We start from the raw sequence: 12,682 nt of genomic DNA on the forward strand, positions 1-12,682 counted from the left end.
GCTATGAACGCACCCGCCAAACCCACGATGGATGCGGAATCGCTTCGCCATATCCGCCAGCCCATCGCCCACGATTCCGGCATCAAACATGTCCAGGGCTCGGCGCAATACATCGACGACATCCGCGAGCCCGAGGGCACGCTGCACGTCGCCATCGGCCAATCGCCGAAGGCCCGAGGGCGGCTGGTCTCTCTTGATGTGTCAGCCGTGCGTGCGATTCCCGGCGTCGTGGCCGTTCTCACGGCAGCGGACATTCCCGGAAAGAACGATGTATCGCCGGCCTTCGGCGACGATCCGCTCTTCGCCGATAGTGAGGTCAGCTTTCTGGGTCAGGCCCTGTTCGCCGTCGTTGCGGCGAGCCGCGACGTCGCGCGTCGCGCGGTCACGAAGGCCGTTATGGAAATTGAGGTCGAAAGGCCAAGCATCACCGTCGAGGATGCGCTCGAACGCGGCGAGACCGTGCTGCCCGACTACGCCTACGGACGTGGCGATCCGGCGGAGGTGATCGCCAAGGCCCCGCGGAAGCTGGAGGGCCAGTTCCGCGTCGGTGGACAGGAGCACTTCTATCTCGAGGGCCAGATCGCCTTGGCGATCCCGGGCGAGGATGGCGACATTCATGTCTATTCCTCGACGCAGCATCCCACGGAAGTGCAGCACGTGGTCGCCCGCGTGCTCGACATTCCGGACGCTTATGTCACTTGCGAAACGCGCCGCATGGGCGGCGGCTTCGGCGGCAAGGAGAGCCAGGCGACTCAATGGGCCGTCACGGCGGCTCTCGCGGCCCGGGTGACGGGCCGGCCCTGCAAGCTGCGCCTCGACCGGGACGACGATTTCGTCCTCACCGGCAAGCGTCACGATTTCCGCTGCGACTGGCAGGTCGGGTTCGACGAGGACGGGCGCATTCAGGGTTATGCGGTCGATCTGCTGGCCCGCTGCGGCTATTCGGCGGATCTCTCCAGCGGCGTCGTCGACAGGGCGATGTTCCACGCGGACAACGCCTATTGGTTGCCGGCCGTCCACATCGCCTCGAAGCGGCTGAAGACCAACACGGTCTCGAACACCGCCTTCCGCGGCTTCGGCGGCCCACAGGGCATGCTGGCCATCGAGCACGTGATGGACCAGATCGCCTGGGCGACGGGGCGCGATCCGCTCGACGTGCGCTACGCCAACTTCTACCGGCCGGGCGAAAACGTGACGCCCTACGGCATGGAGGTCGAGGAGACGGACACGCTCCTCAATCTCGTGCGCACGCTCGAGCAGACGTCGAACTACCGCTCGCGCCGAGAGGAGATCGCGGCCTTCAACGCGTCCTCGCCGATCATGAAGCGGGGGCTGGCCCTGACGCCCGTCAAATTCGGGATCAGCTTCACGCTCACTCACATGAACCAGGCGGGCGCCTTGGTGCATGTGTATCAGGACGGGTCCGTGCATCTGAACCACGGCGGCACCGAGATGGGGCAGGGGCTCTATATCAAAGTGGCGCAGGTGGTGGCCGAGGAGTTCGGGATCGCCATGGAGCGGGTCCGCATCACCGCCACGACCACCGCGAAGGTGCCGAACACCTCGCCGACGGCAGCCTCCTCCGGCTCCGATCTCAACGGCATGGCGGCGCGTGTCGCGGCCGGCGCGATCAAAAGGCGCATGATGGCTCATGCGTCGGAAGCCTATGGGGTGCCGGAAGAGCAGATCGTGTTCCGCGACGACCGGGTCTTCATCGGCAACGAGAGCGTCCCCTTCGACGAGCTGGTGAAGACGTGCATTCTCGCCCGCGTCCCGCTGTCCGAGGCCGGACATTACAAGACGCCGAAGATCACCTGGGACCGGGCGAAGGGTACGGGCCGGCCATTCTTCTACTTCGCCTATGGGGCTGCCTGCTCGGAAGTGATCGTCGACATGCTCACCGGCGAGAACCGCCTGCTGCGCGCCGACATCCTTCACGATGTGGGCCGTTCGCTCAATCCGGCCATCGATATCGGCCAGATCGAAGGCGGCTTCGTGCAGGGCATGGGCTGGCTGACCACGGAGGAGCTGGTCTTCAGCAAGGAAGGTCATCTGCTCACGCATGCGCCCTCGACCTACAAGATCCCCGTGGCCTCGGACGTGCCCGCCGATTTCAACGTGGCGCTCTATCCCAACGAGAACCGCGAGGAGACGATCTACCGCTCCAAGGCCGTGGGCGAGCCGCCGATCATGCTGGCGAACAGCGTGTTCTGCGCCCTTGCGGACGCAATCCACTCGCTCGATCCATCGAAGCCGGTCCCGCTCAACGCACCCGCCACGCCCGAGGCGATCCTGCGCGCCTGCGAGAGCCTGCGGGGGAGGCCTATGGGGTGAGGGTCTGGCGCCAGCTCACCGATCTCGTGGCGCGGCACGGCAGCGCCGCCCTCATCACCGTGCATGACGTGAAAGGCTCCGCCCCCCGGGAGGTCGGCGCGCATATGGTCGTGCGGCCCGACGGCGCATTCCATGGCACCATCGGAGGCGGGCAGCTCGAATTCCGGATGCTCGACGCCGCCCGCGAGATGCTGGCGGCGGGGCGAGGGCCGGCGTGGATCGTCGATCAGGCGCTCGGGCCCGATCTCGGCCAATGCTGCGGCGGACGGGTGAAGATCCTCATCGAGACTTTCGACAAGCGGGACATGGAGGACCTCGCCCCTCTCGTGGCGGCGGAAGACGGAAGCGCGCTGTTCGAGGTCGAATGCCGGATGGAGGACGGCCGCGTGCGCCGCGAGATCTCCTCCACCGTGGGTGACGACCGTTGGGCCGGCTGGCACGAGACCCATGGCGAGGTCCGCACGCCCGTCCTCATCTTCGGCGCCGGCCATGTGGGCCGCGCCCTCGTCCTGTCGCTCGCGCCCCTGCCGTTCTCGGTCCGGTGGCTGGACGACCGGGAAGGTGCCTTTCCCTCCCACCTTCCGGCGAACGCGAAGGCCGTCCGCCTGCGCGATCCGGAGGCCGAAATCGCCGAGGCCGAGCCGGGATCCCTCATCCTCGTCATGACCCATGACCACCCCCTCGACATGGCGATCACGGCGGCGGCCCTGAAGCGGGGCTTCCCATATGTCGGCCTGATCGGCAGCGCTACGAAGCGGGCCCGTTTCGAGAAGCGCTTCCGGGAGCTGGGCCTGCCCGAGGACACGATCCGCTCCCTCGTCTGCCCCATCGGGATTCCCGGCATCACGGACAAGGACCCGGCTGTGATCGCCGCCTCGGTGACGGCGCAGCTGCTGCAGGTGCGGGAACGCGGGGGAGCGGTGCAAAATCTCTCGCCTCTCACCGCCTCAAACGATACATAAGCTTCCATGAGCACCATGAAGACCGAAGATCAGCGCTATCTCGCGCGCGCCGTCGAACTGTCCCGCGAGCACATGGACGAGGGGGCTGGGGGGCCCTTTGGCGCCGTGATCGTGCGCGACGGCCAGGTTCTGGCCGAAGGCTGGAACCAGGTGACATCCGCCAATGACCCGACCGCTCATGCCGAAGTCACGGCGATCCGCCGGGCCTGCCAGGAAGTCGGAGATTTTTCTCTGGAGGGCGCGACGCTCTATACGAGCTGCGAGCCGTGCCCCATGTGCCTCGCCTCGGCCTATTGGGCCCGGGTGAGCCGGATCGTCTTCGCCAACACCCGCAAGGATGCGGCCGATATCGGTTTCGACGACAGTCTGATCTATGACGAGATCCCCAAGCCCATCCCCGAACGCATCCTCCCGATGGATCACCTCCCGAGCCTGGAGGCCAAGGCCGTGTTCGACGCCTGGGCGGACAAGGACGACAAGGTCCGGTATTAATCCGGAGCCGACCTAGGTTCCGCCCGACGCCTTCCTATCTAAGCTCCACCGACATCTACCCGAGACAAGCCCATGCCCCGCGTCACCACCATCGTCCGCAGGCCCGCCGTGAAGGCCGACCGCGTCGTCGACACGATCAGCCTCGACCACGAGGCCCGCAACCGCCGCCAAGGCAAGCTGAAGGCCGAGGGCGGGACCGAAATCCTGCTCGACCTCGACATGGAAACGACGATCAACGACGGTGACGCCTTGCGTCTCGAGGACGGACAGCTCGTTCAGGTGAAGGCGGCCGCCGAGTCTCTGCTGGAGGTGAGGGCCGAGAACCCCTTGCGCCTGACCCGCCTTGCCTGGCACCTCGGCAGCAGCCATGGCCTGGTCGAGGTCACGGCGGACGCTCTCTATGTGGAGAACAACCCGGCCGTGGCCGAGCTGGTGCGCGGGCAGGGCTGCACGGCGACGCCCGTCGAGCGCCCGTTCAAGCCGGAGCGCAGCGCCCATGTCTGCGATCACGACCATGGGCATCACCACCATCATCACGATCACGGGCACTCTCACAGCCACAGCCACAGCGAGAGCCATAGCCACGCTCACTCCCACAGCCATGAGCATCATAACCATGGGCACGCCCATGACCATGAGCACAAGCATGGTCACGATCATCACCATGACCATGGTCATCATCACGAACACGGCCCTGGCTGCGGGTGCGGCGGTCATCACCACGGTCACAAGCACGACCACTGATCGGTTCTGATCGTCCCGGCGATGTCCAAAACGACCCGCGCGACCCAGGCCCTGCAACAGGCCGGCGTCTCCTTCACGGTTCATACCTACGAATATGACCCGCATGCGGAGCGCATCGGCCTTCAGGCGGCCGAGGCGATGGGGGCCGACCCGTCGAGCGTGCTCAAGACCCTGATGGTGCTGGTCGACGACAAGCCCGCCTGCGTCATCCTGCCCTCCGATCAGGAGGTCAATCTGAAGAAGCTCGCCGCCGCCCTCGGCGGCAAGGCGGCCCAGATGATGAAACCGGCCGATGCGGAGCGCATCACCGGTTACCATGTCGGCGGCATCAGCCCCTTCGGCCAGAAGAAGCGCGTTCCGACCGTGCTGGAGCAGTCCGGACTGGCGCATGCCGAGGTGTTCATGAACGGAGGCCAGAGAGGTCTTCAGGTGAAGCTCGACCCTCGGGCAGCGGTGTCGATGCTGGACGCGAAGGTCGCGGCGGTGATCTGAAACGACGGATCGTTCCACCCATCCATGTCCTTGATCGGCGCCGAACCCACGGAACCGGGGCGCTGCTCCAGGTGCCGCGAGGCGACGTCCATTTGCCTTATGGTCGCCATCCCCATATGAAAGGGCCTTCTCCCGCGCCCCCGACCGATTGTTTTGCTGACCATGACGCAGAAGTTTTTTACCGTGGCTCCCATGATGGATTGGACAGACCGGCATTGCCGGGCGTTCCATCGGGTCATGTCGCGCCGGGCGCGGCTTTATACGGAGATGGTCACCACGGGGGCGGTCATTCACGGTCCCCGCGAGCGGCTTTTGGGCTTCAGCGCGGTGGAGCACCCTGTGGCCGTGCAGCTGGGCGGGTCCGATCCGGAGGATTTGGCGCAGGCCGCGAGGATCTGCGCCGAATTCGGCTATGACGAGATCAACCTCAATGTGGGCTGCCCCTCCGATCGGGTGCAGAACGGACGCTTCGGGGCCTGCCTTATGCAGGAGCCGGTTCTGGTGGGCGAGTGCGTGGCGGCCATGAAGGCGGCCGTGTCGCTGCCGGTGACGGTGAAGTGCCGGATCGGCGTCGACGATCAGGATACGGAGGAGGCCTTGAACCGTCTGACCGATTGCGTCGTGGCGGCAGGCTGCGACGAGCTGACGGTCCATGCTCGCAAGGCCTGGCTCAAGGGCCTGTCGCCCAAGGAAAACCGGGATATCCCGCCCTTGGACTACAACCGGGTCTATCGCCTGAAGCAGGCACGGCCTGATCTTCCCATCGCGATCAACGGCGGCATCAAGACCTGGGACGAGATCCGCGAGCACCTGAAGCACATGGACGGCGTGATGCTGGGCCGTGTGGCCTATCACGAGCCCGAGATCCTGCTTGCGGTCGATCCCGAGCTTCATGGCGAGGAACCGCCGGTGGCCGATGGGTTCGAGGCGGTCGATGCGTACGAGCCTTACATCGCCGCGCAGCTCGCCAAGGGCGAGCGCCTGAGCAACATCACCCGCCACATGCTCGGACTGTTCACCGGCCGTCCGGGGGCCCGAGCCTATCGCCGCCACCTCGCGACCGAGGCCGTAAAGCCGGGTGCGAATTTGCAGGTTCTTCGGGAGGCCGTGGCTCAGGTGTCGCGTGAAATCGTTGCCGCGACGCCAATGGCCGCACTGGCCAGCTGAGGCGTTCGTTCGAACGAGGTCCCGTTTGTCTTTGGCAGATGGCGCGGGCCCGCCAAGGGTCGGAGCGTCTCCCGCGCGAGCCGCTCAGCTGGGGACGATGGCATCACCGGCTGACATTCATGCCCTGCGCAGGATCCGGTGGAATCCAAATCCGCATCAATGACAGCGCCGGTGGGTCCGGCCACTCGTGGCATGCCGCTTTCTGAATACGGAAACGACCTAGAGTTATTCTACTAGATGTCGCTCAACGACAAATAAAATAGATTCAATTAATAATCGATGCCGGATCAGTGCCTGTTCAACCGGCAATGAGCCGCAAAGTAAGTCTGCAAAGATGCATATATATATTTACGCCATTTGTCTTTTCAGAAACGTTATTGCGTGTATTTTCTCTGCGTGACCGGGCGACTTGCCGCTGAGTCACTTTGCAGAAAAATCAATCTACGGGGACACATATGCGTATTAAAACTTGCATCTCGATCTTTCCCATCGCACTCGGCCTTTCGATCGCTACCGGCGCCAGTGCGCTTGAGATTGCGAACGGCTTGAGCACCAACGGTCTCAGCACCAACGGACTGGCCACTAATGGCCTGAGCACGAACGGCCTGAGCACGAATGGTCTCAGCACAAACGGGCATGACACCACAGGATCTGTTTCTCCAGGCGCACGGCTTGAAGCGGTGATCCTGCAGGATGGAGCGGTGTTCCCGCTCGTTCGATAATCATTGATGTTCTGCATCCCGCAGCCTCTCGAGCGAGAGGCTGCTTTCCTGTCGGGATCGGTCCATGCAACGTCCTGCGCCTTCATCCTTCCTTCTGCTCATCCTTCAGGCTTTCTTCTTTTCCCAGACAGCCTTTGGCTCAGGCGGCACTCTTCGTGCCGACGGCCCGGAGCTGGTGCTCGATCTGGAGGACGGCAGGATCCTCCGGGGCGAGGACTTGGTCGGGATCCGGTTTGTCCTGGCCGGTCGGGATGGGGTGGTTCATGTTCGGATTGATGGCGTCGAAGAGGATGGAAGCGCGACAGGCGGCCCTCTTCCGCTTTACAGCATGTCGGTCCACTCGCCGGACGGAGCGGAGAAGGGCCCGTTCTGCCTGCCGGATCCTCAAGGGCGTCGCGCCGGCTTCGCGATCCCTGACGCCTCTGGCGGGTTGAGCTTCACCTGCACCAGCGGGGCCGAAGGAAAATGCGTGCGCATGGGCTATCGTCCCTGGGAGCGCCGAGATGGCTTCTCCTTACGTGAGCTGCATAAGGCCTGCGTGCATATGCTGCGCGCCGATTACGGCGGCGACAACCGGCCGACGACGCGCAACGGCACATCCGTGGACATCTTCGATCGCTTCGGCATTCAGCGTTCCGAGAAGGCCGACGGCATGCGGTTCGAGGCGGCCTGGGGGCCTGACGGCGCGCTCTGCGTGGCGCATCCGCGCATCGCACAGAACGTGTCGCTCGAGGACATCGCCAGTCGCTTTCCTTGGTTGGCCGGCAGGCTCGGGCCGGAACTTTGCAGCCTTGAATCCATGCGGGCGGAGCCGCGCGCGATCCTCTTCAATCATTCCAATCCTTGAGCGGGCCGGGGGCTCGTTCAGGCAGGCACGCCGTCAGGAGCCGGTCCGGGCTCTCAGAATCAGCCTGTTCCCGCGCACTTCGTAGGAGCCCAGCCGCTCCAGAAACGTCATGCCGAGGAGGTTGGCGTGGAGCACGCCCTCGCGGGCGATCAGCGCCCGGACCCTGCGTTCGGTGATCGGGCCGACGGTCAGCCGGTCGATCATCACCGGGGCTGCGAGGGCTCCTCCGTTAGCGGTCGCCACGGGAACGGAATAGTTCAGGTTGTCGGGCCTGAAGCCGAGAGCGGCGGCGTTCTCCGCGCGCAGGACGACGGTGCTCGCGCCCGTATCGAAGACGAAGCGGGTCTCGTGGCCGTTCACCTCGCCCTGCACCATGAAGCTCCCGTCCGTCCGGCGCGCGGCCACCACTTCGCCTTCGGGCGTGACGACGGTGCGTCCGACCGCGATGTCGCCGATGGCGCGGTCGATCACAGCCTGCAGTTCCCCCCGGGACGCATAGGTCACGAGCAGGGCGACCAGAATGCCGCCGCTGACGGCGATGGACTGAATGCCATAGGTCCAGTGGCGCGAGAAGCCTTCGACGATCGAAGCCGCCATGAGGAGGCACAACCCGCCGAGGGCCAGAAGTCCCGAAGCCTCCAGGGCCGAAAACGCGCCGACCGAGTCGTTGACGAACAGCCCGACGAGGAGGGCGGCCAGGAGAAGGAGGAGGCCCGCGCCGCGAATGCCCGGCATCACCCCGCCTTGCCGGCTTTCGGCGCGAAGGGGGATTCGATGGCGAAGGCCTGGCGCATCCGTTCCGGCAGCTCGGCCATGATCCGCTGGCGGTCCACCTCGCTCATGCGGTACCAGCCGGCGATCTCATCCCGCGTGCGGCCGCAGCCTTCGCAGAGCCCCGTTTCGGGGTCGAGCATGCAGACACGGACACAGGGGCTGGAAACGCGGGTCATCTTACCTTCATGTCGTCACGGGTGGATTGCGGTCAAGAGGCCGATCAACGCAGCGATCTCCGCCACCTGCTGGGCGGCGCCGATGACATCCCCCGTCTGGCCTCCCAGATGCCGCGCCGCGAAGCCGCTGAGCGCCGCGCCTGCGAGGCCCGAGAACACGACCATCAGGGCGATGCCGAACGGGGGCAGGCCCGAAACGGCTCCGAGAACGACGGCGATTCCCCCGGCGATTCCCGCCGCCAGCCAGAACGTCTCCCGCGCCGGCTGTCCGACCGACCGGGCAAGGCCGTCCCGGCGCGCCGGCGGGAGGAAGACGAGGGGAATCAGCCCGGCCGTGCGGGACAGGGACGCGACGATGAGGATGGTCGCCATGACGGCGCTTCCGTCGAGGCGCGAGGCCAGGGTGGCGAGCGCCCCGATCCTGAGCGCGAGGGCCAGATAGAGAGCCGCCGCGCCGAAGGAGCCGATCCGGCTGTCGCGCATGATCTCCAGGCGCTTCTCGCGGGTCGAGCCGCCGAAGCTGTCCGCGACATCGGCGAGACCATCCTCGTGCAGGGCGCCGGTCGTCATCACCAGGGCGGCTACCGCGATCATGGCGGCGAGCCAGGGACCGAGATCGAGGGAGAGGGCCAGGCCGAGCAGCGCCGCCGGCAGGACGCCGATGACGAGCCCCCCGAGCGGGATCACCCGCACCAGGCGCGGAAAGCTCGGTAGGGCGTGGGCGTCCCGCTCGAAGGGTAGAGCGGGCACCGGCAGCCGGGAATAGAAGCGCACGCAATGGGCGAGGTCCGCCGCAACCGCCCGCCATCCGCCGGTCATGGCGGCCTTCCCCTGCTCAAATTGCTCCGACATGCTTCACCCCGCGTGCATGGATCGTTATAGGTCACGCCTCTTCGCGTTCTGCAATGCCCCCCGGGGCCGGAGCCCTCCATGTCTGATGCCATGTCCTCACCTTTCGACGATATCCGCCGCCTGATCACGACCATGCCCGGTCCGGACGAGGCCGCCGTCGAGGCCGTGCAGGCGCGTGACCGTCAGCTCACGAAGCCCGCCGGAAGCCTCGGCCGCCTGGAGCGGATCGCCGAATGGCTCGCCGCCTGGCAGGCGAAGCCCACGCCGACGGTGGACCGTCCCCTCGTCTGCGTCTTCGCGGCAAGCCATGGCGTGACCGCCAAGGGCGTCTCGGCCTTTCCCTCCGAGGTGAACCGCCAGATGCTGGAGAACTTCGCCGCCGGCGGGGCGGCCATCAACCAGATCTGCGCCGCCTATGGCCTGGGCTTCAAGGTCTTCGACCTCGCCATCGACATGCCGACCGGCGACATCACCGAGGCCGACGCCATGGACGAGAAGTCATGCGTCGCCACCATGGCGTTCGGCATGGAGGCGATCGCCGGCGGGACCGATCTGCTCGCCATCGGCGAGATGGGCATCGGCAACACCACGATCGCGGCCGCCATCTACACGGCCCTTTACGGCGGATCGGCCGAGCATTGGGTCGGACGCGGGACGGGAGTCGACGACGAGGGGCTCAAGCGCAAGGTCGCGGCGGTCGAAGCGGCCATCGCCCATCACAACGCCAGCCTGAAGGATCCGCTCGAAGTGCTGCGCCGCCTCGGCGGGCGCGAGATCGCCGCCATGGCGGGCGCCATTCTCGCGGCGCGCCTGCAGCGCATCCCGGTGATCCTCGACGGCTATGTGGCCACCTCCGCGGCGGCCGTCCTTCACGCCATCCATCCCTCGACCATCGACCATTGCATCGCCGGCCACCTGAGCGCCGAGGGGGCGCACCAGGACGTGCTGACCCGCATCGGCAAGGTGCCCCTCCTGGTCCTGGGGATGCGGCTCGGCGAAGGATCGGGCGCGGCGCTGGCCGCGGGCCTCGTGAAGGCGGCGGCGGCGGTGCATCGCGATATGGCCACCTTCGGGCAGGCGGGAGTTTCCGAGCGCCTGTCGTGAGGTTCAGGCGTCGCCGCTCCCGGTCGAGCGGCATCACGTCCCTGATCGTCGCGCTGGCGCTCGCGGGCGGGGCCGGGCTTGCGATGAAGCCGAACGGGCGCTCCCTCGAGGGCCGCGCCCAGGTGACCGACGGGGACACGATCCGCATCGGCGAGACGCGCATTCGCCTCAAGGGCATCGACGCGCCCGAGATCAGGCAGTCCTGCTCCCGCTCGGGCCGTTCCTATGCCTGCGGCGAGACCTCCCGCCGGGCGCTGATCGATCTCGTGTCCGGCGAGACGGTGCGCTGTCGCGCCACCGGCCGCGACCGCTATCAGCGCGTTCTCGCCCGCTGCACCGTGAACGGCCGGGACATCGGCGCCCGCATGGTCGAGGACGGCTGGGCCGTCTCCTACGGGCGCGATTACGATCCCGAGGAGACGCGCGCCCGCAAGCGCTCGGTCGGGCTCTGGGAGGGCGATTTCGAGCGCCCGCAGGACTGGCGCAGGCGCAACTCGTGAGGGAGCGACCTCGTGTCGTTCCTCCGGGCCTCTCCTCGGCCTGGGCCTCGATCTCCATGTGATGGGGATGAATCCCTCCCCGAATTTCGACGATCTTGCCGCACAACTGAGAGCCTGCCGGATCTGCCGCGACGCGCCGCGCTTCGGCGCGGCCCTGCCGCATGAGCCGCGCCCGATCATCCAGGGCAGCGCGACGGCGCGGCTGTGCATCGCCAGCCAGGCGCCGGGAACCCGCGCCCACGCCAGTGGCATCCCCTTCGACGACCGTTCGGGCACGCGGCTGCGCGACTGGCTCGGCCTCGACAAGACCACCTTCTACGATGCGTCCAAGGTGGCCATCGTGCCCATGGGCTCCTGCTTTCCGGGCCATGATGCCAAGGGTGGCGATCTCGGTCCCCGCCGGGAATGTGCCGAGGCCTGGCGCCGGCCGCTCTTTCAGGCGCTGCCCAATCTCGATCTCGTCCTCCTGATCGGCCAATATGCCCAGGCCTGGCATATGGGAGACGATTTCAGGGACGGGCTGACGGAGACCGTCCGGCGGTGGCGCTCCATCCTCGACAACCCTCAGAAACCCCGCATCCTGCCGCTGCCGCACCCTTCCTGGCGCAACAATGGCTGGCTTAAGACTAATTCCTGGTTCGAAGCCGAGCTTTTGCCGGTTCTCCGCTCCGAGATCCGTACTATGTTCGAGCTTGAGGACAAGGAGCTTTGAGGCATGAGCCCGACGACCCTGCGCTGCACCGTCGACGGAGCGGTCGCGACGATCACGCTCGCGCGGCCCGAGAAGATGAACGCGTTCAACGCCGACATGCACGCGGACTTGCGTGACGCGCTGGACCGGTGCGGGCGGGACGATGCGGTGCGCGTGGTGGTGCTGACCGGGGAGGGACGGGCATTCTCCTCGGGCCAGGACCTGACGGTCGATCTGGAACGCGACGAACAGGGCCGCGTCGATCTCGGACCGGCGCTCGCCCGCGACTACAACCCGCTGGTGCTCAGGCTCGCCAATTACCCGAAGCCGACCATCGCCGCCCTCAACGGCCCGGCGGTTGGCGCCTCGATGAACATCGCGCTCGCCTGCGACATCGTCGTGGCGGCCCGCTCGGCCTATCTCCAGGAAGCCTTCGCCAAGATCGGGCTGATTCCGGATGCGGGCGGCACCTGGATCCTGCCTCGCCTCGTCGGCCCCAAGCTGGCGCTCGCCCTGATGCTGAGCGCGGAGACGATTCCGGCCGAGGAGGCGCAGAGAATGGGCCTCGTGTACAAAGTGTTCGACGATGCGTCGTTCGCGGTCGACGTGGCGGCTTTCGCCGCAAGGCTTGCCGAGGGGCCGGGGCTCGCGTATCGCCTCACCAAGCAGGCGGTGGGACAGAGCCTGTCCAACGATCTCGAAACCCAGCTCGATCTCGAAGCGAGGTTCCAGGCCGAGGCCGGATCGAGCCACGATTTCATGGAAGGCGTCGCGGCATTCCGCGAGAAGAGAGCTCCCCGTTTCGAGGGACGATAAGGAGAAAGC

15 protein-coding genes are annotated in these 12,682 nt (G+C 66.4%); 12 read left to right on the forward strand and 3 right to left on the reverse strand.

All coding sequences use genetic code 11. From position 1 onward, the window contains the following. The first annotated feature begins 3 nt into the window (after positions 1–3). The 8 genes from xdhB (at position 4) to U0023_RS16250 (ending at position 7,760) form a co-directional block, all read left to right on the forward strand. The gene (xdhB, locus tag U0023_RS16215; RefSeq protein WP_009493911.1) at positions 4–2,334 is read left to right on the forward strand and encodes a xanthine dehydrogenase molybdopterin binding subunit; all 2,331 of its coding nucleotides are present in this window, start codon (positions 4–6) and stop codon (positions 2,332–2,334) included. Next, entirely contained in the window at positions 2,331–3,296 is a 966-nt protein-coding gene (xdhC, locus tag U0023_RS16220) for a xanthine dehydrogenase accessory protein XdhC (RefSeq protein WP_009493910.1), read from the forward strand. The genes xdhB and xdhC overlap by 4 nt, the downstream gene beginning before the upstream one ends. A 15-nt stretch (positions 3,297–3,311) precedes the next feature. After that, positions 3,312–3,788 carry a nucleoside deaminase gene (locus U0023_RS16225; RefSeq protein ID WP_009493909.1) on the forward strand — a complete coding sequence of 159 codons (477 nt, stop codon included), beginning with the start codon at positions 3,312–3,314 and terminating at the stop codon, positions 3,786–3,788. A 72-nt stretch (positions 3,789–3,860) separates the two neighbouring features. Further along, positions 3,861–4,532 carry an urease accessory protein UreE gene (locus U0023_RS16230; protein WP_009493908.1) on the forward strand — a complete coding sequence of 224 codons (672 nt, stop codon included), beginning with the start codon at positions 3,861–3,863 and terminating at the stop codon, positions 4,530–4,532. Between the two features lie 21 nt (positions 4,533–4,553). Next, positions 4,554–5,024 carry a Cys-tRNA(Pro) deacylase gene (ybaK, locus tag U0023_RS16235; RefSeq protein ID WP_009493907.1) on the forward strand — a complete coding sequence of 157 codons (471 nt, stop codon included), beginning with the start codon at positions 4,554–4,556 and terminating at the stop codon, positions 5,022–5,024. Between the two features lie 162 nt (positions 5,025–5,186). Further along, positions 5,187–6,191, forward strand: a complete 1,005-nt coding sequence (gene dusA, locus U0023_RS16240) for a tRNA dihydrouridine(20/20a) synthase DusA (protein ID WP_009493905.1) — start codon at positions 5,187–5,189, stop codon at positions 6,189–6,191. A gap of 455 nt (positions 6,192–6,646) precedes the next feature. Then, positions 6,647–6,913, forward strand: coding sequence for a GLTT repeat protein (locus tag U0023_RS16245; RefSeq protein WP_009493904.1), 267 nt, complete (start codon positions 6,647–6,649; stop codon positions 6,911–6,913). 64 nt (positions 6,914–6,977) lie between these two features. Further along, complete coding sequence (locus tag U0023_RS16250; RefSeq protein ID WP_009493903.1) at positions 6,978–7,760, forward strand: ADYC domain-containing protein; 783 nt, start codon at positions 6,978–6,980, stop codon at positions 7,758–7,760. A gap of 33 nt (positions 7,761–7,793) precedes the next feature. Here U0023_RS16250 and U0023_RS16255 read toward each other — a convergent pair whose 3' ends face one another. The 3 genes from U0023_RS16255 to cobS are packed head-to-tail and all read right to left on the reverse strand — an operon-like array spanning position 7,794 to position 9,529. Then, on the reverse strand, positions 7,794–8,495 hold the full coding sequence (locus U0023_RS16255; protein ID WP_009493902.1) for a retropepsin-like aspartic protease family protein: 702 nt from the start codon (positions 8,493–8,495) through the stop codon (positions 7,794–7,796). Continuing rightward, on the reverse strand, positions 8,495–8,710 hold the full coding sequence (locus U0023_RS16260) for a DUF1289 domain-containing protein (protein WP_009493901.1): 216 nt from the start codon (positions 8,708–8,710) through the stop codon (positions 8,495–8,497). The genes U0023_RS16255 and U0023_RS16260 overlap by 1 nt, the downstream gene beginning before the upstream one ends. Before the next feature lie 15 nt (positions 8,711–8,725). Next, positions 8,726–9,529, reverse strand: coding sequence for an adenosylcobinamide-GDP ribazoletransferase (gene cobS / locus U0023_RS16265; RefSeq protein ID WP_009493900.1), 804 nt, complete (start codon positions 9,527–9,529; stop codon positions 8,726–8,728). A 111-nt stretch (positions 9,530–9,640) separates the two neighbouring features. On the opposite strand from cobS, the gene cobT reads away from it, so the two are divergent. The 4 genes from cobT (at position 9,641) to U0023_RS16285 (ending at position 12,673) form a co-directional block, all read left to right on the forward strand. After that, the gene (cobT, locus tag U0023_RS16270) at positions 9,641–10,666 is read left to right on the forward strand and encodes a nicotinate-nucleotide--dimethylbenzimidazole phosphoribosyltransferase (protein WP_009493899.1); all 1,026 of its coding nucleotides are present in this window, start codon (positions 9,641–9,643) and stop codon (positions 10,664–10,666) included. After that, a complete protein-coding gene (locus U0023_RS16275) occupies positions 10,663–11,166 on the forward strand; it encodes a thermonuclease family protein (RefSeq protein ID WP_009493898.1) in 504 nt (167 codons plus the stop codon). Before cobT ends, U0023_RS16275 begins: the two co-directional genes overlap by 4 nt. 61 nt (positions 11,167–11,227) lie before the next feature. Further along, entirely contained in the window at positions 11,228–11,878 is a 651-nt protein-coding gene (locus U0023_RS16280; RefSeq protein WP_009493897.1) for a uracil-DNA glycosylase family protein, read from the forward strand. 3 nt (positions 11,879–11,881) lie between these two features. After that, complete coding sequence (locus U0023_RS16285) at positions 11,882–12,673, forward strand: enoyl-CoA hydratase-related protein (protein ID WP_009493896.1); 792 nt, start codon at positions 11,882–11,884, stop codon at positions 12,671–12,673. The last annotated feature ends 9 nt before the right edge of the window (positions 12,674–12,682 follow it).

Source organism: Microvirga lotononidis (assembly GCF_034627025.1).
Classification (GTDB): domain Bacteria; phylum Pseudomonadota; class Alphaproteobacteria; order Rhizobiales; family Beijerinckiaceae; genus Microvirga; species Microvirga lotononidis.